The 26,550-nt window shown below is 52.7% G+C and carries 22 protein-coding genes; 8 read left to right on the top strand and 14 right to left on the bottom strand.

Features of this window, described 5'->3' with window-relative positions:
- Positions 1–32 precede the first annotated feature (32 nt).
- The 3 genes from EDC28_RS15180 to EDC28_RS15170 all read left to right on the top strand — a co-directional run bounded on the left by EDC28_RS15180 (position 33) and on the right by EDC28_RS15170 (position 2,838).
- Positions 33–908, top strand: a complete 876-nt coding sequence (locus EDC28_RS15180; protein WP_211355745.1) for a VIT1/CCC1 transporter family protein — start codon at positions 33–35, stop codon at positions 906–908.
- Positions 909–1,005: 97 nt separating this feature from the next.
- The gene (locus EDC28_RS15175) at positions 1,006–1,407 is read left to right on the top strand and encodes a DUF2141 domain-containing protein (RefSeq protein WP_123422182.1); all 402 of its coding nucleotides are present in this window, start codon (positions 1,006–1,008) and stop codon (positions 1,405–1,407) included.
- Between the two features lie 3 nt (positions 1,408–1,410).
- Positions 1,411–2,838 (top strand): carotenoid oxygenase family protein, encoded by a 1,428-nt coding sequence (locus EDC28_RS15170; protein ID WP_123422181.1) that lies wholly within the window; start codon positions 1,411–1,413, stop codon positions 2,836–2,838.
- On the opposite strand, the gene pdxR is transcribed toward EDC28_RS15170, so the two are convergent.
- A complete protein-coding gene (gene pdxR / locus EDC28_RS15165; protein ID WP_123422180.1) occupies positions 2,835–4,247 on the bottom strand; it encodes a MocR-like pyridoxine biosynthesis transcription factor PdxR in 1,413 nt (470 codons plus the stop codon). The genes EDC28_RS15170 and pdxR overlap by 4 nt on opposite strands.
- Positions 4,248–4,328: 81 nt before the next feature.
- Between pdxR and EDC28_RS15160 the strand changes: the two genes are divergently transcribed.
- The 3 genes from EDC28_RS15160 (at position 4,329) to EDC28_RS15150 (ending at position 7,465) form a co-directional block, all read left to right on the top strand.
- Positions 4,329–5,246 carry a redoxin family protein gene (locus tag EDC28_RS15160; protein WP_123422179.1) on the top strand — a complete coding sequence of 306 codons (918 nt, stop codon included), beginning with the start codon at positions 4,329–4,331 and terminating at the stop codon, positions 5,244–5,246.
- 51 nt (positions 5,247–5,297) lie between these two features.
- Positions 5,298–7,022 carry a protein-disulfide reductase DsbD gene (locus EDC28_RS15155; RefSeq protein WP_123422178.1) on the top strand — a complete coding sequence of 575 codons (1,725 nt, stop codon included), beginning with the start codon at positions 5,298–5,300 and terminating at the stop codon, positions 7,020–7,022.
- Positions 7,023–7,093: 71 nt separating this feature from the next.
- Positions 7,094–7,465, top strand: coding sequence for an MmcQ/YjbR family DNA-binding protein (locus EDC28_RS15150; protein ID WP_123422177.1), 372 nt, complete (start codon positions 7,094–7,096; stop codon positions 7,463–7,465).
- 518 nt (positions 7,466–7,983) lie between these two features.
- Here EDC28_RS15150 and EDC28_RS20045 read toward each other — a convergent pair.
- The 12 genes from EDC28_RS20045 to EDC28_RS15100 form a co-directional block, all read right to left on the bottom strand.
- Positions 7,984–8,319 (bottom strand): hypothetical protein, encoded by a 336-nt coding sequence (locus EDC28_RS20045; RefSeq protein WP_148049867.1) that lies wholly within the window; start codon positions 8,317–8,319, stop codon positions 7,984–7,986.
- Positions 8,320–8,350: 31 nt separating this feature from the next.
- The gene (locus tag EDC28_RS15140; protein WP_123422176.1) at positions 8,351–8,692 is read right to left on the bottom strand and encodes a hypothetical protein; all 342 of its coding nucleotides are present in this window, start codon (positions 8,690–8,692) and stop codon (positions 8,351–8,353) included.
- Between the two features lie 31 nt (positions 8,693–8,723).
- Complete coding sequence (locus EDC28_RS20040) at positions 8,724–9,035, bottom strand: hypothetical protein (RefSeq protein ID WP_148049865.1); 312 nt, start codon at positions 9,033–9,035, stop codon at positions 8,724–8,726.
- A gap of 75 nt (positions 9,036–9,110) precedes the next feature.
- Positions 9,111–9,455, bottom strand: coding sequence for a hypothetical protein (locus EDC28_RS20035; protein WP_148049864.1), 345 nt, complete (start codon positions 9,453–9,455; stop codon positions 9,111–9,113).
- 47 nt (positions 9,456–9,502) lie between these two features.
- Positions 9,503–9,850 (bottom strand): hypothetical protein, encoded by a 348-nt coding sequence (locus EDC28_RS15135; protein ID WP_244946600.1) that lies wholly within the window; start codon positions 9,848–9,850, stop codon positions 9,503–9,505.
- A gap of 28 nt (positions 9,851–9,878) precedes the next feature.
- Positions 9,879–10,214: a hypothetical protein gene (locus EDC28_RS15130; protein WP_123422175.1), complete on the bottom strand. Its 336-nt coding sequence runs from the start codon at positions 10,212–10,214 to the stop codon at positions 9,879–9,881.
- A gap of 34 nt (positions 10,215–10,248) precedes the next feature.
- On the bottom strand, positions 10,249–10,587 hold the full coding sequence (locus EDC28_RS15125) for a hypothetical protein (RefSeq protein WP_148049863.1): 339 nt from the start codon (positions 10,585–10,587) through the stop codon (positions 10,249–10,251).
- A gap of 61 nt (positions 10,588–10,648) precedes the next feature.
- Positions 10,649–10,996, bottom strand: a complete 348-nt coding sequence (locus tag EDC28_RS15120) for a hypothetical protein (RefSeq protein ID WP_123422173.1) — start codon at positions 10,994–10,996, stop codon at positions 10,649–10,651.
- Between the two features lie 46 nt (positions 10,997–11,042).
- Positions 11,043–11,384 carry a hypothetical protein gene (locus EDC28_RS15115; RefSeq protein WP_123422172.1) on the bottom strand — a complete coding sequence of 114 codons (342 nt, stop codon included), beginning with the start codon at positions 11,382–11,384 and terminating at the stop codon, positions 11,043–11,045.
- 1,435 nt (positions 11,385–12,819) lie between these two features.
- Positions 12,820–13,347, bottom strand: a complete 528-nt coding sequence (locus tag EDC28_RS15110) for a hypothetical protein (protein WP_123422171.1) — start codon at positions 13,345–13,347, stop codon at positions 12,820–12,822.
- Positions 13,344–20,750, bottom strand: a complete 7,407-nt coding sequence (locus EDC28_RS15105; RefSeq protein ID WP_123422170.1) for an FG-GAP-like repeat-containing protein — start codon at positions 20,748–20,750, stop codon at positions 13,344–13,346. Before EDC28_RS15105 ends, EDC28_RS15110 begins: the two co-directional genes overlap by 4 nt.
- 508 nt (positions 20,751–21,258) lie before the next feature.
- Positions 21,259–22,560 (bottom strand): carbohydrate porin, encoded by a 1,302-nt coding sequence (locus tag EDC28_RS15100; protein WP_050659274.1) that lies wholly within the window; start codon positions 22,558–22,560, stop codon positions 21,259–21,261.
- Positions 22,561–22,814: 254 nt separating this feature from the next.
- On the opposite strand from EDC28_RS15100, the gene EDC28_RS15095 reads away from it, so the two are divergent.
- The gene (locus EDC28_RS15095; RefSeq protein ID WP_123422169.1) at positions 22,815–23,681 is read left to right on the top strand and encodes a LysR family transcriptional regulator; all 867 of its coding nucleotides are present in this window, start codon (positions 22,815–22,817) and stop codon (positions 23,679–23,681) included.
- A 43-nt stretch (positions 23,682–23,724) separates the two neighbouring features.
- Here the strand turns inward: EDC28_RS15095 and EDC28_RS15090 are convergent, their stop codons facing one another.
- Positions 23,725–25,464, bottom strand: coding sequence for a carbohydrate-binding module family 20 domain-containing protein (locus EDC28_RS15090; RefSeq protein ID WP_123422168.1), 1,740 nt, complete (start codon positions 25,462–25,464; stop codon positions 23,725–23,727).
- 230 nt (positions 25,465–25,694) lie between these two features.
- Between EDC28_RS15090 and EDC28_RS15085 the strand changes: the two genes are divergently transcribed.
- Positions 25,695–26,360: a glutathione S-transferase gene (locus tag EDC28_RS15085; protein WP_050659271.1), complete on the top strand. Its 666-nt coding sequence runs from the start codon at positions 25,695–25,697 to the stop codon at positions 26,358–26,360.
- Positions 26,361–26,550 lie beyond the last annotated feature (190 nt).

The raw sequence follows: 26,550 nt of genomic DNA, 5'->3' as shown, positions 1-26,550 counted from the left end.
TGAAGCATCAAACACCGTACCGGTAACCTGCCATGGCCTTTTCCGAGCAGTTGGTCCAAAAAGCCCTTATTCAGCAACAAAACGAAATCAACGACTACAGCATCTACACCCTGCTGGCCCGCCACGAGCCAGACCCCCACAACGTCAAACTGCTCCATAAAATCGCCGAGGAAGAAAAGGCCCACTACCACTTCTGCCGCACCCTTACCGGCAAGGAGCTGAAGGCCTCCCGGCCGCTGGTGCTGTTCTACCTGATATTGATAAAACTGCTGGGCACCTCCTTTGCCGCCAAATTCATGGAGAGCCGTGAGGTAGACGCCGAGGCCTTTTACCTGGATCTGGCCAAAGACATCCCCGAAGCCAAGCAGATTTACGACCAGGAAACCCGCCACGAAAACCGGCTGCTGACCCTACTGCACGACAAAAAGCTCAACTACGCCGGGGCTATTGTGCTGGGTATGAACGATGCCCTGGTAGAACTCACCGGCACCCTGTGCGGGGTGGCCCTGGCCTTTAGCAAAACCGCTACCGTGGGGGTCACCGGCCTTATCATGGGCATTGCCGCCAGCCTGTCCATGGCCGGCTCGGCTTACCTTGAGTCCAAGGAAAGCCCCGTTGATGCCATAGACCCCAAGCTCTACGCCCTTAACACCGGCCTTGCCTACATTGGCACCACGGCGCTGCTGGTAGCGCCCTACTTCATATTTGGCTCCATGGCCCTGGCCCTTGGCACTATGTTTGTCTTTGCGGTGCTGGTGATCTGGCTGTACAGCTTTTACATCTCGGTGGCCAAGGACGCCCCCTTTAGCTCGCGTTTTATCAGCATGATGGCCCTGACCTTCGGGGTGGCGCTTATCTCCTTTGGCATCGGCTTTGCCGCCAAGCGCTACATGGGGGTGGATCTCTAGGCCAAAAGTCAGGGGCAACAACGTGACTTTTGGCACCTGTGCAAAAAGCGGGCAGCCTCTAGCATAAGGCCATACCTCAAACGCAAGGAGCTGCCCGATGAAAACCCTGTTTGCCCTGCTGCTGGCCCCCACCCTGGGCATGGCCCAAAACCTGGATGTCACCGTTACCGGCTACCCCACCGACACCGGCACCACCTGGGTGTCGTTGTACGACTCCCAAGCCGCCTTTAACGGCAAAGGCCAGCCGGTGGCCGCCAGCCGGGTAAAACCCCGTGGCGGCCAAAGCCACCTGAGCTTTCACGACCTGCCCGAAGGCCATTACGCCATCAAGCTGTTTCACGATGCCAACGACAACGGCAAGCTGGACACCAACCTCATCGGCATTCCCACCGAGCCTTATGGATTTTCCGGCAAGCCCGGCGGCCATGGCCCGGCCCAGTTTGAAGACGCCGCCTTTGCCGTCGAGGGCGATACCCAAATCACCATCAAGCTGAGGTAAGCCATGGAAAGGCGCGATTTTTTAAAAGCCCTTGGCGCCCTGGGCGGCGCCACAGCCCTTAGCGCCCTGCCGCTGCCGGGCCTGGCGGCGAGCTTCGATGAAACCTGGCTGAGCGGCGCCAGCGGCGATTTCGCGCCGCTGGCCATGAGCTTGCAGGGCAACTGGCCCAAGCAACTGACCGGCACCCTCTACCGTAACGGCCCGGCGCTTTTTCGCCGCGCCGGCGAGCAGCAACGCCATTGGTTTGACGGCGACGGCATGGTGCAGGCCTTTCGCATCGGCCCGGGCGGCATCAGCCACAGCGGCAAGCTGGTGCGCACCGAGAAATACCAGACCGAGCAGCAGGCCAAGCGCTTTCTCTACCCCGGTGTTGGTTCCCAGCGGCACGGCGCGCCCATTGCCCACAACGACAGCGCCAACCCGGCCAATATCAGCGTCCGCCGCTTTGGTAAACGCTATATGGCGCTCTGGGAAGCGGGCAGCGCCTATGAAATCGACCCAGACACCCTGGACACCAAAGGCCTGGTGTCTTTTGCGCCGGAGCTGACCCACCTGCCGTTCTCGGCCCACCCCCAGTTCGAGCCCGACGGTTCGGCCTGGAATATCGGCTCGCTGTTTTACAACGGCCTGGCCAAGGCGGTGATTTACCGCTTCGATGCGGGCGGTAAGCTAAGCCGCTACCAGCTGATTGACCTGCCGCGAGACGGCTACATGCACGCCTTTGCCCTGAGCGAACGTTACCTGGTGCTCTTTAACACCGCCCTTCGCTACCAAAAGGGCGACAGCTTCCTGGCCGGCCTGCGTTTTGACGGCGCCAGCGACAACCAGATCATCCTAGTGGACAAAAACAGTTTGCAGATACACAAGGTGGTGTCGGTGCCGGCCAGCTTTGCCTTTCACCTGGGCACCGCCATTGAAGAAAAGGGCACCTTGGAGCTGACGGTGGCCGAGTACCCCAACGCCGACATCATGCTAAAGGGCATGGATACCCGCCATCTTGGCCAGCAGCCCTACCCCAGCGCCATGGTCCGCTACCGGGTAGATTTAGCCAGCGGCCGCTGCCAGCGCCAAGCCCTGGCGGTGGATTTGGAGTTCCCCCAGTTCGACTGGCGCGCACCCTACCGGCGCCAAACCCAGTTCGGGGTGGCCAGCACCCAAAAAGACCGTGGCCTTGGCAACGCCATTGCCGCCATCAGCCCCGGCAACCACATCCAGCTGCACCGCTTTGACGACAACACCGCCGTTGAAGAGCCGCTGCTGGTAACCGCCCGCGATGGCCGTAATTACCTGCTGCACACCCTGCTCGACAAAACCCGGCTGCAAACCGGCCTTGCCCTGTTTGACCCGGCCAAGGTCCAGCAAGGGCCCATTGCCACCGCCACCATGCCACGGGCCCTGCCGCTGGGCTTTCACGGCGCTTTTTACGGTTAAAGGCAGCCCTTGAGGGCCGCCATGGCGGCGGGAATGGCTTCAAGGGCGATGGGGCCAAGGCCCAGCAGCAGCAAGTTGCCCTCTTTGCCAAAGAGGCTGCTGTGGCAAAGGTTAATGCCGGCCTGCTGGGCCCGCTTGGCTACCTCAGCGAGCGGCCGGCCGTCGCTTGCCTCCAGGGCCATATGCACCCCGGTCAGCATTGGCACCGGCCGCAATACGGTACCGGCCAGGGCCTCGCCAATGGCCAGGTATTTGGCCCGGTAGTGCTGGCGCATGGTGCGGATATGGCGGCGCAAATCGCCTTGGCGGATAAAGTCGGCCAGGGCCAGCTGCACCGTCATGGCGCCGACCAGGTCCGCGCTTTGCCGGGCCAGCACTAAAGCGCCAGCAGCCCAGTCAGGCACGATGAGATACCCCAGGCGCAGGTCGTGGAACATGCACTTGGAAAAAGAGCCCACGTACAGCACCCGCCCGTCTTGGTCCAGGGTCTGGAGGGCGTCGATGGGCTGGCCGGCCAGCAGAAACTCCGAGTCGTAATCGTCTTCAATCACCAACAAGTCCCGGGCCTTGGCCAGTGCCAACAGCGCCAGCCGCCGCTGCTGGGACATCACCACCGTAGTGGGAAACTGGTGTGACGGGGTAACGTACACCAAATCGACCCCTTCGGGGATGGCGTCCACCACCAGGCCGTCCTGGTCTACCGGCACCTCGACAATATGGGCGCCGGCGGCCTCAAAGGCCTGGCGGGCCATGGGGTAGCCGGGAGATTCCACCGCCACGGTGGTCACGCCAGGGGTGACCAGGGCCGCGCCAATCAGGCTGAAGGCCTGCTGGGCACCATTGCACACCAGCACCTGCCGCCCGGCGCAAGACACCGCCCGCGACTGCGACACAAAGCGGCCAATCAGCTCGCGAAGGGGCGGATACCCCTGCCAGTGCAGCGGCTGGGGCTGGCTCTCTTGCTGGCGCAGCGCCCGGTTCATGTAGCGGCGCCAAAGGGCGGCGGGAAAGTGGCGGGTATCGGCCAGGCCCAAGCCAAAATCAAAGCGCAGCTCGGCCATCTCGGGCATGGCAAACAGCTGGCGCTGCTGCCACAAGGGCCTCACCCACCTTTTGGCGTCGGGCCGGGCGGCGGCGCTGGGCGCCGGGCGATGTAACTGGCAGACCCGGGTGCCACTGCCGGCCTGGCTAGCTACCAGCCCCTCACTTGCCAGCCGCTCATAGACTTGCACCACGGTGTTGCGCGCCACCCCCAGATGCTGGGCCAATTGCCGGCTGGCCGGCAGCCAGGTACCGGCTTGCAAGCGCTGCTCAACAATGGCCCGGCTCAGTTGGCGATAGAGCTGCACGGCAAGGGGCTCGGCCAGTTGCCGGTCCAGCTGCAGGTGCAGGCCGAAAATTGGCTCCATAACATTCCTTAAAATTGGACCTCTGACAGGGCCAATATAGCTGGCAAGCTGCGCCCATCCCAAATCCACCCTGAGGCTTCCATGAAACTGCCTGCACTCCTCGCCGCCTGCTGTCTGCTGCTGAGCACCTGGGCTGGCGCCCAAACGGCCGACTACCAACGCATTGCCCTGCAACGCTTTCCGGATCTCGCCACCGTCAACCTCGACAGCCTGCCAAAGGGCAAGCCGCTGTACCTCAAATTCTGGGCCAGCTGGTGCAAGCCCTGCATGGCGCAGATGCCCCACTTTGAGCACGCCTACCAGCAGTACCATGACCGCATCAATGTGGTGGCGCTGGATATCAACATCAACGAGCGCAAGGCCGCCATCCAGCGGGTGATCCAGCGCTTTGGTTTAACCGTGCCGGTGTGGCTGGACCAGGACGGCGCCCTGGGGGTGGCGCTTGGCCTGGTGGGCACGCCCTACCATGTGCTTATCGATGCCAAGGGCCAAGTGGTGTACACCAGCCACGAAGCGGACGCCGAGCTGGACCGCCATCTGGCACTGCTGGCAGACGGCAAGGCTAGCCCGGCCGCCGACACCGGCGCCCTCTCGGCCAGCCAAAGCCAGGCGCTGCTCAAACCCTGGCTGAAAGGCCGGCATCTGCTGTTCTTTACCGCCACCTGGTGCGACTGGTATCTGGCCGACACCCGCCCGGCCATGTCACAGCGCTGCATCAAGGTTCAAAAAGGCCTGGCCGCCCTGCACCAGAAACTGGCCGGCCAACCCTGGCAAGGCTTTGTGAACCACCTCTGGACCACCCAGGACGATGTCAGCAAGTTCGAACAGCAATACCAGATGCCGATCCCCTTCGCGATTGACACCCAGGGGGTGCTGTTCAACCACTTCGCCATCCGCGAGCTGCCGACCCTGCTGCTGCTGGAAGACGGCAAGGTCAAAGCCCGCATCACCGACTTTGACTCCCCAGAGGCCATCGCCGCCCAAATCAGCGCCCGCTAAAGCGCGCCGGGGCCTGCGCCCCGGCAGCTTTCCCTTTGCCGGTAACTTGCCATGAGAAAATTGCTTTTATTGTGCCTGCTGGCACTGACTACCCTGGGCGCCCGCGCCGAGGCCGACTTCCTGCCGGTTGACCAAGCGTTCGGCTTTCATGTCGAGCAGCAGGGCAACCAACTGCTGCTGAGCTGGCGTATCGCTGACGGCTACTACCTCTACCAGGACCAGTTCAAAACCGAGCTGCAAGACGCCGAGCTGGCACCGCCGAGTTTCAGCCCCGAGGCCGAGCACCATCAAGACCCTTACTTTGGGGACACGGCGGTGTTTCGCCACCAGGTGCAGCTGCGCTACGCCATTTTGAGCGCCGCCCAGGACGGGGTGGTGAAGATAAGCTACCGCGGCTGCGCCGATGCCGGGCTTTGCTACCCGCCGGTCACCCGCATCCTTTACCTCGATGCCGTCAAAGCCGCCCCCAAGCCGCCTCCCGCCGCAGAAAGTCAGTCAACCAGCCTTGCCAAGCGCCTGGCCGTTGGCCAGCACCGGGCGTTGACGCTGCTGCTTTTTGTGGGCCTTGGGGTGCTGCTGGCCTTTACGCCCTGCGTCTTTCCCATGTACCCCATCGTCTCTGCCATTGTACTCGGCGGCGGCGCCAAGAGCCGGGGCCGTACCTTTGCCCTGAGCCTGGCCTACGTGCAGGGCATGGCCCTGACCTATTCGCTGATGGGGTTGGCGGTGGCATCCTTGGGGGTGGGCTTCCAGGCCGCCTTGCAGCAGCCTTGGCTGCTGATCGCCATCGCCATACTCTTTGTGGCCCTGGCCTTGGCCATGTTCGGCTTTTGGGAGCTGCGCCTGCCCGAGCGCTGGCAGCTGCGCCTCAATGATGCCAGCAATCGCCAACAGGGCGGCCGGCTGGCCGGGGTGTTCCTGATGGGGGCGCTGTCGGGGCTGGTGGCCTCGCCCTGCACCACGGCGCCGCTGGCCGGAATACTGCTCTTTATCGCCCAAAGCGGTAACCTCGGCTTTGGCTGGCTGGCACTGTACCTATTGAGCCTGGGCATGGGCCTGCCGCTGATACTGTTTGCCATGACCGGCAGCCAATTGCTGCCCAAGGCCGGCGCCTGGATGCAGGCGGTCAAAGTGCTGTTCGGCTTTATGCTGCTGGCGGTGGCCCTGATCTTTATCGAGCGGCTGGTCAGCAACTTGTGGACAGCCCTCACCTGGAGCCTGCTGGGGCTGGCCGCTTTTAGTTACCTGTCGGTAATTAACCAGGACTCGGCCGCCAGCGCCGTTAAAGGGGTGCGCAGCGCCATCATCTTTGCCGGGCTCTTTGCCAGCCTGCAATACGGTTACCTGCACTGGCAGCGCCAAGCCGGCACGGCTCCCACTGCCAGCCAGGCCGCCGCGCCGCTGGCCTTTACCCGGGTGGCCAGCCTTGATGCCCTCAACCGCCAACTGGCCGACGCCAAGGCGCGCGGCCAGCCGGTGATGCTGGATCTTTACGCCGACTGGTGCGTGGCCTGCAAAGAGTTCGAGCACAACAGCTTCCCGGCCCCCGAGGTGAAGGCGGCCCTGGCCCAGAGCCTGCTGTTGCAGGTGGATTTGAGCCGCAACGACGCCAACAGCCAGGCCTTTACCCAGGCCCTGGCGGTGCTTGGCCTGCCCAGCATCTTGTTCTTTGACGGCCAAGGCCAGGAGCTGCGGGCCGCCCGAGTGACCGGCTTTATGGCCGCCGGCCCCTTTGCCGCCCATATCAGGCAAACCCTGGGCGTGGCGCCCAACTAACCCCTTGTTTAGCGCCGGCCTTTTCTATCGGGCCGGCGCTGTTTAGGATGGGGTTTTGCCGGAACCTCGCCATGACCCCAACGCAGCTTCGCCAGTATCTTTTAAGCAAACCCGAAGCCATCGAAGACTTCCCCTTCGGCCCAGAGGCTGCCGTCTATAAAATTCGCGGCAAGATGTTTGCCCTGACCGGCCATTTTTTAGGTGGCGACGCCGTTAACCTCAAATGCGACCCCCACCAGGCCCTCGCCCTTCGCGATATCTTCAGCGCCGTCAAACCGGCCTATCACATGAACAAACTGCACTGGAACACCCTGCTGCTGGACGGCACCGTGCCCACCGGCGAAATAGAACGGATGGTAGACAGCTCTTATGCGCTGGTAGTGGCGGGGCTAAAAAAGAAAGACCGCGAAGCCATCAAAGCCAAGTACGGTATAGGGGGGTAAATGTGTGAAATTTCACTCAATCAATCTGAAGCGTTCAGATCGACAACTAAGGGTTATCATCAGCTATAGAAATTAGTACAGGCATGTAAATAACCCATGCAAAAAGGAAGCAAGGCATCATATTTTTCTACGAAAGATAAGGAGTTATCAACGAAGAAGTTAGTCTTGTTTTTCACAATGATGTTAGCAACGCTCTCTTTTTTCAGCTGCTAATTACCAATATGAAAAGATAAATAACCTCACGGCAACTACTGATGGCATCCTAATAAAACTAGACTCAGGACTGCCCGATAACTGTAAGGATACTATGTATGGTTGGATGCTAATAAGAAAAGAAGACAGATCACTTATATCTGTCGTACTAGCCACTTGGATTGCAGGAAAGGCGACCGGGGCAGTATACACAACGGAAAAGAAAAACAGCCCATTTTGTACTGTTAATCAATTCGATCCGGAAAATTAAAAGTAGTAGAAAGATAAGTGCTCACTTTTAAATATGAGCACTACCAATCAGAACGCTAATTCTTCAGGAAAATCCAATTTATATTTTGTGCCCAAGCCCAAGACTTATTCATAGAGCAAGACGAAATCGCCGGTAAGAATGTAATAGAGACACTTTTCTCTGCTGCTTTCGCTGCCAATAAAGTACTATACATCGCTCGACAGGCTTCCGGGTCAACACCATTCTGTTTATCAACAACAGAACAAATATAAACAGCACTAAATTGTTCTGGAATCGTAACGAGCACCACACCGCCATGTCCAATCGCTAGATCACTAATCTTACCGTCACATCTAGTATCGGCAAGAGAAGAAAATGAAATGAAAATCAGAAATGCAAAAAAAAATTTCATACTCATTCCTTTTTTAATAAAAATTCACCCATTACTCAACGTTTAAATCGATCCTGCTGGCACTTTCAATAGTATTGAATTCATTACAAGCCGGTTGATCTAACCCTGAAACATTAATGCTTTTACCCGATGAGGCAGCCATGAGTAGCATGGAATAAAGCGCCTTATCGGCATCGGTGCTCAGTTTCAAGGTATAATCCCAATAACCATTCTTTGAACAGGCGATCCGTTCAGGTGACTGGCTTAACTTTATAAAAATAAAATCACCGTAATTCTCATTAATAGAAAGCTGCTTAACTTTCACACCATTAATTTCGCTGGCATAACTTACTACCGAAAATACAGCTAAAAAGATGATTAACAAGTTTCGCACTGTCACTTACTCCTATAATAAAGAAAGGCGGTTAAGCTTCGACCTCAACCAATGTGAGATTGCAAGATTTGCTCACTTCATTTTGGACATAAACAATCCGAGAGAGCTTTTTACCCGCCATCTTAGCTGACAAGATGGTTGTTAAAGCAGAACGACCAAAGTCGGTGCTGGTATCAAAATACATTACCCCTGAACTACAATTGGTGGCAAATCCACCTTCGATACGAAAGTAACCTATAGATGTAGTTTGAACACCCACAGTGGCGACTACTTTTCCATATTCTTCATTTGCTGAGCTCGGGAATGAAAGTAACACCGAGATCAAGAGCAAAAACCTATTCATGAAAACACCGTTGGAGTTATCTTGATTAAATTGATGAAAACTTATTCATAAAATAATCCATATTAAAAATATAAATTAATCGCCTTTCAAGTCAATAGATAATAGTTTCTCAGCCTTATGAGAGCTTGGACCAATGGAACAATTATTATCACCAGAAACCCATACAAGCGTTTTAGAAGTTTTAGCCGTCAGAGCGATTGATAGCATTGCTCGACCATAATCTGTTGATGGGTCAAGCCACAGAACAAAGTAACTAGTTTCTCCAGTACAAGAGCTAGAGTTATCGAAGTAGCCTTTATTAACAAAAATATACACTTTATTTGAAGACGCAAACACATTTGCGACTTTCCCTTGGTATGCTGCTGCAAAACATATTGAAGGGAATAAAATAAAAAGAAAAATTAACCTGTAAAATCTCATCTGCTCAATCCTTAGATAATAATGAATAATTTTATAAAGGTCACATTCTAGCTAGATGAAGGAGGTAAAAGTAAGATAGTGTTCACATCTTCCCCATCCAGCCAACGTGTACAGGTTGATAATCCATCGACCCTGACCTTAGCTCTCATTGAATAAGCCATCATTAACAAAGCATATTGATCCTTACCTGCTGCAGAGCTTTCATCCTTGATCATCCAATAAGATTTGGATGCACATCCAGGCTTTTCAGAGCTAGGACCGGAGATATAAAAATAATGCAAACCATCACTCTGCCTAACAATAATCTGGCTTACCGTACCGGTTTGGGTACCGGCTAGTACCGAAACACTAAAGAGAATAAAAGAGGAAATAAACACCATAAAGAAACGTTTCATTTTACCACCTATATACTTTTATTAAAAATCAGCCGGAGAACGCGATGTAAGCGATATAATTGGCAAAGCTAATGGCTTTACTGGTATTTATCGCTATCTCGACTTTTTTCCCTGTCGATTTGGCAGCCAACGCTACGGATAAAAAAGCATTAAAAGCAGGATCGTCTAGCGACGCGAATACGTAATTTTTCCCAGCACAGTTGGAGCTAAGTTTAATCAACAACGAGCTTTGGGCGACAAAGTTGTCATCACGATCGCCCTCTGCGGCCACCGATTGAATATCCATGTTGGAGCAGGTAATGACTTCTGCTTGGCAGCCAAGAGAAGCAAGAAGGAAAATAACCGTGAGGATGGCCTTATACATAAGTCAACGTCCTTAAGAAAGATAAGTCACTACTTTACAACTCCAAGCGCCTTAGTGTTTCAATACCACCGTACAGCTCACAGCTATCGCTGCCCACTAATGTGATAGTGGTGTTCGTCGTTTTTGCAGCAAGTAATGCGGAATACATTTTATCGGCTAGAGTACCATCGAGCTGAAAAACAAAGCTCCATGATGATGCGTAACAATCGGGACTACCACTTGTATGCGTCTTGTCGGTCTTGATAAAAAGAAGATTACCGTGAGATTTGTCCATCATCAGAGTGGTGATTTTTACGTTGCTCATCGTGGTGGCAAAAGAGGGAAACACCATGAGTGAGACAAGAAGCACCTGCCAGTATTTTTTCATCATCATGATCATTGCCTTTTAAAATAGCGAGAATAAGTACTCTTTAACCGCAAGACCCAGGCCTGAATTATTGACTATTCATTAGCTCCGGCCCAAAATACCAGCCCTCCAACATATTCCAGGTGGGGTGACTGGTGGTTGTGCAATCCTTGCCGTCATTAAACCACAAAATAACCGACTTATTTTGCGCTTGGGCTGACAGAAGTAGGCTATAAACGGCCTTACAGCTCTCTAAAGAAACACCATTTTTTACTGATGTAACACTGCACAGCCTAGGCCAAGATAAGCTGGCCAGTTTCTCGACAAGAATATCGCCCGTTTTGGGTTCAATAGCTACCCCCAATACCGGCCCAGTACAGGTATAGTTGGCACAGGCTGGCAAAGAAAAAAGGAAAATCAATAGCCACTTTTTCAAAAAAAATCCCTCTTATACTCTTCATGAAAACAGGCCTTACAGCCTTTTACTTAAGCCATAAGGTCTTGAGTGTTGGCACACTTCCATAGAGATTACAGTTATCATAGGATTGCAATCTAACTTGGCGGCCAGCACTGTAGGCGGCAAGTAATGCACTGTAATACTCTTTACCAAAGTTACTATTTAAATCTAAAACGAAATCAAAGTTACTGTCTTCAGTACAACCATTAGGCCTAGCCTGGGTAGGCTTGTTTTCCACACCTACAAACACCAGGCTACCGTAAAGTGGCCCCATATAAAGGGTTTGGATCTTTGTGGTAACCATTAACTCATCAGCAAATCCACCGGCCGAGGCGAGTAAAAGCGAGACTACAGCTATCCATTTCATTATTCTTACCCTCATTTTATGGCTACTTCAGCCAGACTTGCTCAATAATAGGGAAGCCTTTACTGCCGCCCTCACTGCAACCAGTCAGAGCTAGTGTAACTCTTTTCCCAGTGGAATAGGCTGTTAGGAGAGCACTGTATGCACGCTTACCACTTTCGGTATCTGGAGATGTTAGTGCTAAATAACTGGTATCAGAACAATTCCCAGGATTTGCGGCACCTTGCATCGTAACAAGTACCAAATTCGCAGAATATACACGGATGGAGTTGACTTGAAGTTCCCCAGACCAACCATCATAGGCATGACAAAGCGATGAGAATACAGCCATAACGGTAAATAATAGATTTCTGACGGTTTTTAGGATGAATTGCATATCTATCGAGTCCTCTATACCAAAGTAAATATTTTTATAACACTTAATTTTATTCAATAGAAAATTAGAAATTAGCCACTACTCTAGTGTATCGTTGAGCAGCATTCGGTAAGCCATGAAATCTATAGTAAAAAGTGACTATTACTAAGCCAATTGTCTAGACTGACGAATGCCATTCTATTAATGGCACAACCATTATATTTAGTCTGTGTAAGTTTATTTACGACACCAAAAAACACCAGACTACCGTAAAGCGGCCTCATAAAAAGGGGTTGGATCTTTGTGGTAACCATTAACTCATCAGCAAATCCACCGGCCGAGGCGAGCAAAAGAGAGACAACAGCTATCCATTTCATTATTCTTACCCTTATTTATGGCTACTTTAGCCAGACTTGCTCAATAATAGGGAAGCCTTTACTGCCGCCCTCGCTAAAACCGGTTAAGGCCAACGTAACTTTCTTTCCGGTGGAATAGGTACATTTCCACTGTCAGCATCATGCGACGATTATTAACTCACTCGCCTCCTGCTGGCCAAAGCTTTATTGGTTTAGCCTGCTAGGCTAAAGGCTCTTTCACACCCTAAGCCTCACTGATTTACTGAAATTTCGAAAATCAGAAGATGGGTGTCCTCTTTATATTTTAGATTCTACCGCCAGGCATGACCTGATATGGTTAGTGCAAAAACTCAATCAGCATCGCCATAGCAATAACAAGATCCAAGTCTGAATACCGCATCTTTCGTCATTACACTGCGCCATCAAAACCAGCACAACTGCGCAAGATAAATCAGCACAGCCGTCCATTCTTTGCAGCACCGTCACTTGACGGCGCTGCCCTCACTCACACAGCTTGCTGGCCAAGCCTGCACAGTTCTGCTGGTTTGTGCTGCGCAGGTTGCTGTTAAAGACATATAAGTGTGAAGAAGTAGATCACTATAGTGCTCAGAAAAAGTTCTCCTTTAGAGAATATCAATCAATATTCCTGATATTCTCACTATAAAAAATCATTTCCCATCACACACACAAACAAATGCACTCTACAACAATCAGTTAGAATAAAAATTTATCGTAGAACCTTAAACCAGTGAATCTTGCTATCCTTAATCGCTGATATTAAGACTCCATCCGCAATGATAAAAGCTTCAAGTGTATCATCAGCCCTCACGTTGATCTCAGATATAATAAATGATTTTCCTTTTATATTTGTCTTGCAAACATCACTACAATTCTTAAAATTATTTATCTCATCAATGAAAAAGTCAACTTTACTAATTGCCACATTTTGCGGGAGCTTGCTTTTATTTTCATATATATAGCCATTTATTTTCTCTTTGTCTGAACATTGACCTTTCGAAATAACCTTCTTTTGCTTGGGATAAATTTTACCATCATATGAATAAAACAAAGTTGAATCATAAATGCAATAATCACCCTCTGACTCTCCGTTATACATTGCCCCGTCAACACTATAAGAAATAAATCTATATAACGATATGTAGTCATGCTTATTAACCAAAAACAGTTCTTGAGAAAAAACCATATTTGAGAAAAGCATGAATATCAAAATGAAAATTTTAATAAAATCTCTCAATACCCCGCCTCCCTGTAAGCCTTAAATAGGCGAAAAGCATCATTCCCAGTCAATGACCTTTGTTCAGAGTAGCTCATCAGGCTATTCGTTAGGTTGGCTTGATGATGAAATCCTAGAATATGGCCAAATTCATGGGCAGATGTAAGATTACTACGATGAGTTGCAAGAGTTATTTCTTTTCCTGCGACATATGCGAAGCCAGACCCGGGCTTCCCTCCCACAAAGCAAACATAATCCCCACAACTCGACATACTAAAATCACCACCCGAGTTAACGACGCTCAAGCTGACATGAATTTCAATAATCGCACCACTATCAATTTTATATGACCCATTAAACGCATTTTCAATTTTTGAAACTTCATCACTAAATTCATCGGTACTTAATCCGCCTCCATTCATAATGGTCGCGTTAACATCAACTCCGTAATGATTATCACCTAGATAAGATGTCGAAAGCTTTCCTTTTCTTAATATACTATTTACATCAACGTCGTTTGATATATCCCCAGGCTCACCATTCCCATCTAATCTGGTTTCAGAATTCCACTCTGCACGAAGAGCAGCCGCAAATGCAGCACTTACTGCACCATTAGCAAATTTATCGCCAGTTAGGACAGAAACCGTACCACCCACTACAGCGGAACCAAGCACTTGATTGTAAGGGTTTGCTCCAAACTGCCCTCCAACTGCTGCGCCAATACCGGCACTAATAAAGCCGTTGCCAAATTTACCGCCTTGAACTGTAGAAAGGACGCCCCCAGCCAGGCCACTCACAGCAAATGCGTCGAAGCCTTTAAGCCCGGACATACCAAGTCCTCCGAATACAGCTCCACTTAGTGCACCGTAGGCTGCTCCTCGTAAAGACCCCGTTGCCACAAAGCCCGATGTTGCACCAGCGACGGCTCCCCAACCAATAGCCTGACCAAGAGCAAGATTTCCCATGTTAGTGAGGGACCAGATACCTGTTCCCAGGCCAAAAGTAACGTAACCAACTGCGATCGCTGCTAATGTTTTCCAATTTTTCTTAAAGAACTTACCTATTTTGCCAAACAAAAATCCACTGGGATCCGTCAGCGTCATGGGGTTATTCATGACATAGCTATAACGGTTGTAGTTCTGCAGATTGCCGGGCGCTTGCACTAACGGATCAGCCTGCATAAAGCGGCCGACTGTGCTGTCGTAAATGCGGCCATTCATATGGATAAGGTCCATATCCGGCAGCTGTTCATGGCCGGTATAGCCGCGGTTGGTGACCAGTTTGGTGAACCACAACAGCGGGCCGGTATCGCCATTGAGTTTGGTAGCGGTGGCCTTACCCCAAGGGTCGTAAAAACGTTGCTCCTGCACCACACCGCTGCTGTCGCTAACAGCGATGATGGAACCTTGGTAGTCCTTATGCAGGTAACTGACCGAGTCTACTCCGGTAGAGATGTAGTGGGTTTGAATGGCATCGCCAAAGTCGTAGCGTTCTTTGTCGCTGGTTACGCTGCCGTTTGTGGTTTCGGTGATGCGCTCCATGCCACCGACCGACAAGGTTTTAATGACCACGGTTTTACCATCCACTACCCGGGTGTCGGTGCGAGCAAAACGCACCTGGCCTGGGCCGTAGCGGAAGCTGGTAACGCTACTGCCTTGGGTTATCTGGGTGACCCTGTCGGCAGCGTTGTAGCTGAATTGGCGAACGCCGTCTGAGGTGACATTGCCGTTGTTGTCATACTGGTAAGTGCGACCATTGGCACGGGTCATCCGGTAGGGGTTGGCCGCGTCGTAGGTGTAGTCGCTGATACTGCCTTTTTTAAGGAAGTTGCCCGCACCGTCGTAGCTGTAGGTTTCTTCGCTGTTGGGTGGTGAGACGATCGGCGTAAATGACGTAGATGCCAGTGACATCGTTGACATACTGGAAACCGGATCGGTAGGGTCATCGACACAAATTAAATTTTTGCCGCACTCCTCACCAACAGGATCTTGCGCAACGAGGGGATCGTAGTTAACGCTTGCCTGAGTAAGCCGATTAAGCGAATCGTATTGGTAAGTATCACGCCTGACTATCCAACCAGCACTATCTAACAAGAAGTGCGTGGTATTCCAAGTACGGGATTCAAGATTCCCCAAAGAGTCAAAGCCGTAATCAACTTGCAGTTTATTGGCGCTACCTGAAGATACAGCAATGGTTTTGATAAAACCGGTATCACCGCCGTAAATACGTGAATTGGTTAAACCGTTACCCAAGGATTGGGTAGTGATATTGCCGCGAGCATCCATTAACTCGTTGTGATCGATAAGGTTGCCACGGCTACCGCTAATGCCACTGGCACTGGCGCTGCTGATGGCAAACTGGTAACGCTGACTTAAAAAGCCGTTGCTGTCATACACATATTCGACACCGGCTTTAGCAGTACCAGGCAAGGACTGATATTGCACCCGGCCGTAGCCGTCATAGCTTTGGGCGGCAGTGTAGGTTTTGCCGTCAATGGTTGTGGTGGTAAGGACCGGTTGCCCCTTACCGTTGTACTGGTAGCTTTCTACCCATTCACTGTTGGCAGCGCCACTACAGGCAATGGTGCTACTTTCAGTGGTTTCAGTGCTGGTAGTTTGCCAACTACTGGCAACCTTACCTTTACCGTTGCTGGCCGTGTCGTATGCCCAGCATTGCGTAACCACCTGGTAGCTGCTACCGAGCTTTTTCGATGACTTCTGGCCCACTTTACGGCCCAGGCCATCATAGGCAATCCACAGTTTGTCGTCTGTGGCCACAACACTACCACCGGCCAGCACGGCAAGCGCCGCATCCCGCTGAGCATCTAAGCTGGCGTTGTTAGCCAAATTGATATCCCAGGCTTGTACCATGTTGCCAAAGGCATCGTAGCGTGAAGCGCTGGCACCTTTATTGAGGTCTGCGCTCCAATCGGCTTGACCAAAAATATTGGTGTGGCTTCGAGAAACTCCCACTGTATTACTGGCACTTGACCCAAAAGCAGCCGTGACGTCGGTGCTGGTTAATAAGCCCGAGCCGTCAACACTGCGGATAAAGTCGACCTTCTGGCCACGTTGGTCGATGGTTTCGGTGGTTTCGCCACTGGCATTGCTCAGAGTAATAGCGTTATAGCCTTTGGCATTGGTTTGGGTTGTTTTACCCAGGCTGTAAGCAAAGCGGCTAACGTATTTACGCGGGTCAGTTTGGGTTAGCACCCGGTCAAAGAGGTCATAGGTTTGTACGCTGTAGGGCGCACTGCTGACGTTATATGAAGGGCTCGCATTCAATACCGGCTCGCTCGCGGTTACTACCCTTGCAAAGCGGTCGTAGCTAGTGTGGGTTATCCCGTAAGTCCCCTGAGGATTCAAGGTTTTGGTAGCGGTTTGAACGTTCAAACCAAACTTATTGAAGTAACTGTATTTATCCGGTGTTTGGTCACCAAAACTGTGCTGATAGTAGCGTGCGCCAGATGGGCAGCCAGAGGTGCACATACCGTAACTGGTTTGCTGGCTCTTACCGTAAGCATCCACCACCTTCACTACCCGGTCCAGCGCATCGGAGTACTGACTGCTACTGACATTATTGGCATCGATAGTGGTTACCTGGCTGATAATGCCGGTAACCGCAGCGGCAGTGGTGCCGTTATAGCGATACTGCGTGGTGAGATGGGTAGACTCGGTACCGTTTTTATCTACGCCATAAACGGTTTTGTCAGAAATCAGGCCACGGTCAGAGTAGTTAGCTTCTTCTACTTGCGAGAGTGAGCCTTCGCCAGCAAACAATGAGCTGGTAACAGACCGGCTGATATTGCCGTAACTGTCGTAGCTATAGCTTTTGAGGTAAAGCCCGTCGACCTGCTCGGTTGCCAGCAGCAAGTTACCGTTGTAGGTAAAGTGGCTGACTTTGGTAATGCTCTGTTTGCCGCGATCAGCATGCGGAGCCATGCCATCGCAAGCAGAGAGGCGATAACCCACTGGGCTACCACCGGCACGGGTGTTTACCGCCGCAGCGCAGGTAAGGCGCCCAAAGCGGGCATCGCTGTAACTATTAAACAGCTCTCTGTAGAAAACATCGTGCGGTGTGGTAGAGAAGTAGGTTGCGGTGGCGCTATACAACACGTTGCCATAGGTATCTTGGTCGGAACTTTGCTCGGTAACCGAGGCACCACTGCCGTCTAAGGCATAGCTGATATCGCGGGTGTAGGCCGGGTACACCACATAACCACCAGTGGAATCGAGGTTACGTGCAACCTTGCTTAGCTGATGATTAACAACAGTACTCCCTTCGGGCGCGGGAATACTGCCGTCTTGCGGATACAGGGTGATGGACTCGCTGAGCAAGGTACCGTCGTTGGTTACTTTACTGGTACTGGCCGGCGTACCAGTTAAAGGGAAGATTTGGTTGTAATTGGTTTTGGTGGTGACGTTACGCTGCAGATCTTTGGTTGCCAACACTTCAAAACCAAGGAAGCCCCGACCCTGGGTATGAAGTAAACCACCACCATAGCTATAAGCAACACTGACAGAGCTATTAGCAGGGGCGTCAGAGGTGACCTTTGAGACCACCTTCATGGTGGATGGCCCCAAGCGCCGTAAAACACCATCATTGGTAGCGTTGTTGGAATCGGTCGCAAAGTACACGTCCGAGTCATTCAACTGGCCATAAGTGACCGTGGTTTTAGTACCCATGGCGGCCGAGTCGGTATTAAAGGCAGTAATAACGTTATCGTCTAACCCAGCGCGAAAGTTTTTGTAAACCTTAAGGCTGCCGCTTAATACCGACACCGCATCGATTTGCCCATCGTTATCGATATCGGCAAATTGGAAGTAGTCCTCAATTTTTAGTCCTGCCTGGAAAGTGCTACCAGTAAAGTCAACAGTGGTACTACCGGCAGGTACATAAGCATAGTTAATATAAGCATCATTACCGCTACTACCGGGGAAGATAATATCGGTACGGCCATCACCGTTAATATCGGCCAAATGCACCTTATAAAAATTGCTGTCATCCCCATATATTGAGATCAATTTTGGCTTTGTAAAATGACCGTCACCGAGAGAGATGATGTAAGACCAACCGCCCAGGTTACGATATAGGAAATCAGTCAGACCATCACCATTAAAATCGGCTGACATTATAGTCTTAAAGTGATTTTCGTCGACAATAGTTACCGGGTCATCATAACCTTGACCATTCGCAATCCATACTCCTAAAGAAGTTGATGTATATTCTTGCCAATGCCCGTCTACTGCACTGCATGAATCCTCGCTATCTTCGTCAGGATATCCTTTACATGTTCCGACTGTCATGGTGTAGGCAAGCAATAAGTCTGTCAGACCGTCACCATTAACGTCAACCAGACTCATGTTATCTAAGCTATCAATACTTGAGCTATGAACATCCCAATCATTAAGGCTCATACCGAATCTATTGCTAGATAAGGTCTGCTTCTTTGAACCTGAGAACCCTATACCATTTTCGACCTTGTTTTTATATCCAGAGATTACGCCATTATCGACAAATAGAATATCTTGTAGTCCATCGCCATCAAAATCAGCGACAAAAGTCTTAGCTTCTAGACCCTTTGACGGAATATTTAAGTTGTAGGACTTCGTTGCAGAAGCGGGTATAACGATAGTACAACGACCAAGATCTGGGTTATTACAGACCTTTATATCTTTCCGTTGCGTTGGCGAATAATAAAGGACATTCCATACACCATTGATACTAGCCAGGATGTCCATTGTGCCATCACCATTCCAATCAATAAATTTTATCTTTTCTGGTGAGGAAATAGTGGAGTTAGTCAACAACACTGGCGAACCGGTAATATTGGAGCGTAGGTACCATTTGCCATTACTTAAATAAAGTAGATCGGTATTACCATCGCCATCAAAATCCATGAAATAATTATTTGCTTGGTCGCCATTTTCAACACTGATGGTAGAGGCGGTTTGAAACACGGCATCTTTTGGATGGCTTTTTTGCCAATCAAAGGCAAGGGGTGCCAAACAATCTACTGACGGCGTACACTCCTGAACCGAAGCCAAGGTAGTGGCTTTATCAACGGACGTTGCAGCATCGTAATACAGGTTATAACTGCGCCACAGTTCACCATCGTCATAAACCAAGACGTTAGTCAGGTACTTGGTTTTGTTAATGATAGTGCCGTAAGACAGCAACGATTCCGGATAGCTGCGATCAGCATATTGGAATACCACCTGATTGTTGCCGTCAGAGCTGACCAACCCTGAGCTGGTATTTACCATCGCGGTATAGGAGATACGCTTGGGTAGCACCTCGCCCTGTTGCGGTTGCTGATAGTCGTAAAGCACCGCATTGCCAAGGCGGTCGGCAACCACATCCCTTAGCCAGCTCGATACCACAGAGGCATGTTGGCCGGCTTCTACGACGGAGGTCCAAAGCTTGGCATTGGCCTCGCTCCTACGCCCATAGAACTGTCTTTCACCGGCTTTTGTCTCTGCATAGAGATAACCGGATCCAGTACTGAGGGTGCCAACGGCGTGCACCTCAATACCCGAGGCGATTTCAGTAACATAGGTTTGGTTGGCGGCCCAATAGGTGGCGTCACTCGGCGCCGGGCGCTGGGTAACATAGCCTTTTACAAATAGCTTTTGGCCATCAAGGCACAGTCTGTCAGCGGTGCTGTAGGTCACGCCGCCAATGGCGCCTTCCTGGGCAATATTTTTAGGGCAACGATAAATGCTTGAGCTGGCACTGAGGCTCCAACCAATACCGGCTATGCCATCGCTTTTATTGGCGCTGGAATAATCCAACGAGATGCTTGGCTGAACGCTGGTTCGGCCACCAGGAATAGTCAGGGGTACGGAATAGGTTGCACTACCGGATTCGTCTACACGGAATTGGCCGGCAGTTAAGCCGGATAAATTGGCAGAGAGCGGCGTACTGGGCAGGTGATTATCGTTAATCACTGCGTTCAATTCAGACGCTGAGTAAGTCCCATCGCCGTTGGTATCGGCGCTGGCAAGAATAGTGGAATTCAGTTCGGTGCCGTTAAAGTGCTGCAGCGTTTTATAGTTGCCACTGATAACAAAGCTATCGCCAGCTGATCCTTTGGAAACCAGCAGCAAATCGTTTTCTAGGTTGCCATTAAAGTCAGCTTCGACAATATCGAAGTCCGATGCAGTCAGTGAAGGGGAAATGCTGGCCCATTGGGCATCGCTAAGCGGTACAAGGCTCCAGGTTCCGTCACCGTTATTCTTAAGCTCAAAACCACCGGCAGGATTTCGGAAGGCAATAGGGAAAGACGGGGAGGCATGGATCAGTGCGATTTTTTTATCGGCCTGGAAATAGTAATCACTGCCATTTTTGTAGGTTGTCCAACCCAAACAACTTGCAGAGAAAGCCATTACCAAAAGAGCTTGAGCGATTTTTTTAAAATACATTAGAAAGACCCAATAAAAGTCAGCACTGTCCCTGTATGTACAGGAGTCTTATCCGAAAAAGTTATGGCAGGTGTCAGGTAGACACGCAGCACCGGTGGCAGGCTAGAAGCGAGAGCGGAGAGTGAGAAAAGAAGCAAACCTTTGCCATTGCGAGCATCCTGCCGAAGATAATGAATAAAGTGTGAATACACTAAGATATTACCGAGCAATGCTCATAATATCAACAGAATTTAAGGCACATTCATCATGCGCAAAAAATAAACAGCCAAGGCGAAAATCAAACATAAAATTAACAAAATTGGATATTTCATTTTATGTCCTCCTCCCCTTCAGCAGAGGCAGTAAAAATAGAGGAAATGCCCACCCATGCTGACCACAACATTAATCAAGCAAAGCTAATATTCAGTTGTCGCTGTGTGTTTCAAGTTTGTACCGATACCTTTTTGTTAATTAAATAGGCACAAAAAAGGGAGGCCTAAGCCTCCCTTTTTCAGATGGTTGCGCGAGCTTAGAAAGCTACGCTGCCTTTGAGGGTCGCAACCCAGGCGTTGTCGTTTTCGCTCAGGCCACCCGGGTTGTGGATGTACTGAATTTCAGGACGCAGCGCCAGAGCGGGAGTGACCTGGAATTTGTAGTAGGAAGCGAACACCATTTCGTCGTCTTGGACCGGCATGTCGCCACCCATCACAGCGGCGTTAAAGAGGCGCTGGCTGTCAGACAGGCGATCGGAGACGTGCAGGTACTGGCCGGCCAGGCCCCACTGGTCTTTCGGACGAGACGCGAAAGGCCCTTTGTAGACGATACCGACGTTAAAGGAGCGGTCTACGGTGGTGATGTCACGGTCGTTGAGGGTGATGTTGGAGAACACGCTCAGGCCGCGGCTGCTGTCGCCGTCAACAGAGGTGATCTGCTGGTCAACCACGAAGTAGGCACCGGACTTGTTGCTGTGGGTGCGCGCTACGCCACCGTCGAGGATCAGCGGTTGGCCCTGCTCGTTGTAGTACAGGTCGTTGCCACCGGCGGTGTCATACCAGTAACCCAGTTTCCAGGTACCCGGCAGGCCGTTCAGGGTCGGGGTCCAGCCCAGTTCGGCCGGAATGGTCAGGCCTTTGGTGCCGTGGGGGCTGCCGAAGTTCAGGCCTTGGCTGTTTTTCAGCCAGCTGGGGTTCATTTGGTAAACGCCCAGTTTCACGTACCACTCGGGATTGAGGTTGTACTTGGCGGTACCGGCCCATTGGCTGATCGGCCAGTTGTACAGGGTGGAGTTGAAGTTACCCGGCTGGGAGCCGCAGAAGCCCAGGTAGGAGAATTCGCACTGGAAGTCGCCAAACTCGGAACCGACGTTCATTCGGCCCAGTTTCAGGTCCAGGTCGCCGCCCAGCAGTTTCTGCTCGTAGAAGAATTCGGAGATACGGGTAGTGCGGCCACGGCCGTACACTTCCAGGGATTGCATCAACTGGCCAATTTCGGCTTTGTTGTTGATGTTCTGGGCCTGACCGCCACGGTTGGTCAGGGAGAAGCGGAAACGGCCGCCGTCGAGACCGAACAGCTTGTTGAGATCGAAGTCGAAGCCCAGTACTGTCTGGTCGGCATAGCTGTAGGCGTGACGCTCACCGCCGCTCAGGTTGCCACCGGTTTCGAAGGTGTAGCCCAGGCTGACATCGATGCCGTCGTTATGAAGCTGGCTGCGGTAGCCCCCAATATCACCGAACAGGTAGTTATCTGCGTTGAAATCGTCGGCATGTGCTGCATAGCCGCTGCTGATAAGCCACAGTACAGAGGCTGCGGTAAGGGTCTTTTTACAGTTCATGGTTTACTTCTTCTTGTCCAAGGGGAAAACACTTCCCTGAAATGAATGCATGACAAAAGCGTAGAACCCGGTTGCGGATGCAAGATGAACAGACCGTCAACCAGTTAACGTCAACGGCGCCTTTCTATCACAGGCGCCATTTTAAAAGCCCGAGGATTTACCTGAGTGGTCGTATGGGCATTGTTGGCGGTGTTATAGGCGCCCAGAGCAAATAGGGGCAATCGCCTCTTCACAGGGACTCAAGGACACAACAGATGGACACCAAAGCGCTGCGCTATTTCCACGAAGTGGCCAAGTTGCAAAGCTTCACCCTGGCCGCCCAGCAGTTAGGGGTAGCCCAGCCAGCGGTGAGCATGGCCATTCGCAAGCTCGAGTCGGAGCTGAACCTGAGCCTGTTTCACCGCCAGGACCGCAAAGTCACTCTGACCGACGAGGGCCGCCGCCTGCTGCCCCACGCCGAGCGCATTCTCACCGCCCTGACCGACGCCGAGCACGAGATGGACGAGCTTAGGGGCCTGGGCACCGGCGAGGTGCGGGTGGGGATTCCGTCGATGCTGGGCTCTTATTACTTCCCGCCCATTTTGATGGCCTTTCGCCACCGCCATCCAAGCCTCAACCTGTCGGTGATTGAAGCCGGCACCTGGCAGCTGCGCCAAATGCTGGAAGCCGGTGAGCTGGATTTGGCGGTGATCGTCTCCGAGTTCTTACCGCCGGAGCTGGAAGCGCGGGTGTTTTTAACCGAGGAAATGCGGGTCACCGTAGCCAAGGATCACCCCTTTGCCGGCCGCCAAAGCATCGACCCTCAAACCTTTTTTGACCAGGAACTGGTGATGTTCCAAGAAGGCTACTTTCACCGCAAAATTGTCGACCGGCTGGCCCGCGAGGCCGGGCGTACCCCCAACATCGTCTTTCAAACCAACCTGATTCCGCTGATTAAATCCATTGTTAAACAAGGCTTTGGCATCAGCACCTTGCTGAAATTAGCCGTCGATGGCGAGCCGGACCTGGTCTCCATCCCCTTTAGCGAACCGGTGTGGCTGGAGCTGTCCATCGCTTGGCGCAGAGGCAGTTACCTGTCTAGGGCCAACACCGCCTTTGTCAATTTCCTGCTCGACGCCTGAAAAAAGCGGCCCCGAAAGGCCGCTTGGGTGAACCCGGGCCGGTTTAAAAGCCGCCGCTGACCGACTGGCTCTGGCCGGTGTTAAAGCTGTTGTTATCCCCGCCCTGCCACTGCACGCCGGCATTGGGGTCGGCCTCTTCGCGCTTGAGGCACTTCCACGCTACGGCGGTATCGCTGGGCAAGTTAATGGTGCCGGTCCAGGTGGGGTAGCTGGTGGGTGAGAGTTTCACCGCCGCGGCCGGGTCCCAGCCGCCAAGGGCAGCGACATCCCCCACCACATACACGCTTTGGCCCTGGTAGGTGGTGCCGTTGTTGCAGCTAAAGCTCACCGCCACGCTGGCGCTGCCGCCGCTACCGCCCCCCGAGCAATTGCCGCTGCAGCCAGCGCCCTGGTAGATGGCGACGGCGTCCATGGCGGGCACGGTCAGCGTCAACTGACCTGCTGACACCGTCAGGTAATGGCTATTGCCGCTGTCGTCCAGGCAGCCGTTTTCTGGGTCACCCTTGATGACATTGCAGTAACTGCCATCGCTCATGCCAGTGCTGAAACTCTGGGTGAGGCTGCTGCCTTCACGGTTAATCACCACAAAGCCTTTGCCGCTGCGGCCAAAGGCCACCTGGTTGTTGCCGTTGTCCCACCAGTTGCTGAGCGCGCCGCCATCGGTGGCGTTACGAAAACCCACCATGTTGGCGATGGGCCGCCAGCGGTGCTCGCAGGCAAAGGTGCTGTAGCAGCCGGAGGGCTGGCCGTTTTGCCAGACACTGGCGCCTCCCGGGCCGGCATCGGTGTCGGTGAAGTAGAAGCTCGACATCACCTTGGGATAACCGTAGGGGTAGGCCAGCATAAAGACATTGGCCAGGGTGTAGAGACTACCGTCCTTGTAGGTGAGGATATCGCTGCCGCCGGCGCCATGGCCGCGCTGGTTGTCGTGGTTGTCGGTAAAGACCACCGCCGACGGGCTACCCACAAAACCCCAGGCGCTGCCGAAGTTACTCAGGTAGCTGAGCTTTTGGTAACGGAACACATTGCCGATATTGGCCGAGTAGCGAAACTCGGTGACCTTGCCCATGGCGGTGTAGTCGTTGGCGCTGACCGCCTCGCCGCCAAGGTCTATCACTTCCTGGAAGATAAGCGGGCTGCCATTGAGCTTGCTGTAGACTCCGGCCAGGTCGCTCGGCGCCATGTGTTTGGCAGCATCGATGCGAAAGCCCGCCACGCCCATGGCGGTCAAACCGTTGAGGTAGTTGGCAATGGTTTGCTGCACGTAATTGCTGGCGGTGTTGAGATCCGGCAGGCCCACCAGCCGGCAGTTTTGTACCCGCCAGGCATCGTTTGCGTAGTCGCTGCTCTGGATATCACAGCTGCTGTGAAAATCGTTGCTGCTGTAGGCCGGGTAACTCAGGCTGGCGCTGTCAAAGCTGGAACCGGCCACCCCGGTGCCGCTACCGGCGGCGGTGTGGTTGATCACCGCATCCACATACACGTCCACACCGGCCGCCTTGCAGCGGTTGACCATGTCCTGGAACTGGGCGGCGCTGCCGCCACGGCTCTCAAGCTGGTAAGACACCGGCTGGTAGCGGGTCCACCACTGGCTGCCCTGAATATGCTCGTTGGGCGGTGAAACCTGTACCGCGCTGTAGCCCTTGGGCCCCAGAAACTGCTCGCATTCTTGGGCTACGTCGGTCCATTTCCATTCGAAAAGGTGTACGAAGGCACCGGCCTGTGATTGGGCAGAGGCAAGGCTCAGCCCGGCGGCCAGGCACCATAAGGCACTGACTTTCATTGGTTTATCCTTAAATCTTATTATTTGCTGCATACCCGGCCCATGCTGTTGGGCCGGCCCCGGGAGAGGGCATTGTTGACCCTAGATGAGCCTTGGGGCGCCGACAAAGCCAACCGCCTTGAATACGTTTTCATAAGGCGGGGGCACGTTGGTGGTGGCATAAAAAGAGGTTTGGGTGGCGATCCGGGTGGCGGCTTGTTGCGTAGAGCAAGGCTTAACAAGGAGCCCTCATGCTTACCCTTCATCATCTTGAACGTTCCCGCTCACACCGGGTGTTGTGGCTGCTCGAAGAGCTTGGCCTTGAATACCGCATCGAAAGCTACCAGCGCGATGCCAAAACCATGCTGGCCCCGGCCTCGCTACAGGCGGTGCACCCGCTGGGGAAATCCCCGGTGCTGGAAGACGGCGAGCTGGTGATTGCCGAGTCCGGCGCCATCCTCGAATACCTGCTGGACACCTACGGCCAGGGCCGCCTCAAGCCTGCCGGTGGCCAGGCCCTGGTGGACTACCGCTACTGGATGCACTACGCCGAAGGCTCATTGATGCCGCTGTTGGTAATGAAACTGGTCTTTAGCCGCATTCCCAAAGGCCCGATGCCCTTTTTGGTGCGCCCGGTGGCCCGTAAACTGATGGCCAAGGTCACCCAGAGCTTTTTGCAGCCCCAACTGAGCCGCCACCTGGCCTTTATCGAGCAGCACTTGAGCAGGGGCGACTGGTTTGCCGGGGAATTTAGCGCCGCCGATATCCAGATGAGTTTTGTGCTGGAGGCCGCCGCCAGCCGCGCCGGGCTTGATGATTGCCCCAATATCATGGCGTTCATCGAGCGTTGTCGAAAAAACTCGCAGTATCAAGAAGCCATAAGGAAAGGTGGGCCGGTGATTTTACAGGCCGATTAACGCAGGACGCACAGCAAAGGCAGGAACAGATGATGGCGAAAAGCACAGAGTGTAATGCAGGCCCCTTGTTGGCTAAGGCCAGAGGCAATGCATGTGCCCAAAGCAAAGCGGCCGAGGCCGCCCCCAGCGAAGCGCAGTTCCTAGAAGAGGTGCTGCACCAGCTGCGAGACGCCCAACAGCCGCTTAAATG

This window comes from Gallaecimonas pentaromativorans (assembly GCF_003751625.1).
Taxonomy (GTDB): Bacteria; Pseudomonadota; Gammaproteobacteria; order Enterobacterales; family Gallaecimonadaceae; genus Gallaecimonas; species Gallaecimonas pentaromativorans.
Note: the sequence above shows the minus strand (reverse complement) of the source record. Positions and strands in the feature narration are given on the sequence as shown.

What these genes read in the sequence shown, in the direction of transcription:
- EDC28_RS15155 (WP_123422178.1), top strand. Translation starts at nt 5,298, where the DNA reads ATGAGAAAATTGCTTTTATTGTGCCTGCTGGCACTGACTACCCTGGGC.
- pdxR (WP_123422180.1), bottom strand. Translation starts at nt 4,247, where the DNA reads ATGGAGCCAATTTTCGGCCTGCACCTGCAGCTGGACCGGCAACTGGCC.
- EDC28_RS15160 (WP_123422179.1), top strand. Translation starts at nt 4,329, where the DNA reads ATGAAACTGCCTGCACTCCTCGCCGCCTGCTGTCTGCTGCTGAGCACC.
- EDC28_RS15125 (WP_148049863.1), bottom strand. Translation starts at nt 10,587, where the DNA reads ATGATGATGAAAAAATACTGGCAGGTGCTTCTTGTCTCACTCATGGTG.
- EDC28_RS15105 (WP_123422170.1), bottom strand. Translation starts at nt 20,750, where the DNA reads ATGTATTTTAAAAAAATCGCTCAAGCTCTTTTGGTAATGGCTTTCTCT.
- EDC28_RS20040 (WP_148049865.1), bottom strand. Translation starts at nt 9,035, where the DNA reads ATGAATAGGTTTTTGCTCTTGATCTCGGTGTTACTTTCATTCCCGAGC.
- EDC28_RS15095 (WP_123422169.1), top strand. Translation starts at nt 22,815, where the DNA reads ATGGACACCAAAGCGCTGCGCTATTTCCACGAAGTGGCCAAGTTGCAA.
- EDC28_RS15175 (WP_123422182.1), top strand. Translation starts at nt 1,006, where the DNA reads ATGAAAACCCTGTTTGCCCTGCTGCTGGCCCCCACCCTGGGCATGGCC.
- EDC28_RS15150 (WP_123422177.1), top strand. Translation starts at nt 7,094, where the DNA reads ATGACCCCAACGCAGCTTCGCCAGTATCTTTTAAGCAAACCCGAAGCC.
- EDC28_RS15135 (WP_244946600.1), bottom strand. Translation starts at nt 9,850, where the DNA reads ATGAAACGTTTCTTTATGGTGTTTATTTCCTCTTTTATTCTCTTTAGT.
- EDC28_RS15170 (WP_123422181.1), top strand. Translation starts at nt 1,411, where the DNA reads ATGGAAAGGCGCGATTTTTTAAAAGCCCTTGGCGCCCTGGGCGGCGCC.
- EDC28_RS15130 (WP_123422175.1), bottom strand. Translation starts at nt 10,214, where the DNA reads ATGTATAAGGCCATCCTCACGGTTATTTTCCTTCTTGCTTCTCTTGGC.
- EDC28_RS20045 (WP_148049867.1), bottom strand. Translation starts at nt 8,319, where the DNA reads ATGAAATTTTTTTTTGCATTTCTGATTTTCATTTCATTTTCTTCTCTT.
- EDC28_RS15100 (WP_050659274.1), bottom strand. Translation starts at nt 22,560, where the DNA reads ATGAACTGTAAAAAGACCCTTACCGCAGCCTCTGTACTGTGGCTTATC.
- EDC28_RS15085 (WP_050659271.1), top strand. Translation starts at nt 25,695, where the DNA reads ATGCTTACCCTTCATCATCTTGAACGTTCCCGCTCACACCGGGTGTTG.
- EDC28_RS15090 (WP_123422168.1), bottom strand. Translation starts at nt 25,464, where the DNA reads ATGAAAGTCAGTGCCTTATGGTGCCTGGCCGCCGGGCTGAGCCTTGCC.
- EDC28_RS20035 (WP_148049864.1), bottom strand. Translation starts at nt 9,455, where the DNA reads ATGAGATTTTACAGGTTAATTTTTCTTTTTATTTTATTCCCTTCAATA.
- EDC28_RS15115 (WP_123422172.1), bottom strand. Translation starts at nt 11,384, where the DNA reads ATGAAATGGATAGCTGTAGTCTCGCTTTTACTCGCCTCGGCCGGTGGA.
- EDC28_RS15180 (WP_211355745.1), top strand. Translation starts at nt 33, where the DNA reads ATGGCCTTTTCCGAGCAGTTGGTCCAAAAAGCCCTTATTCAGCAACAA.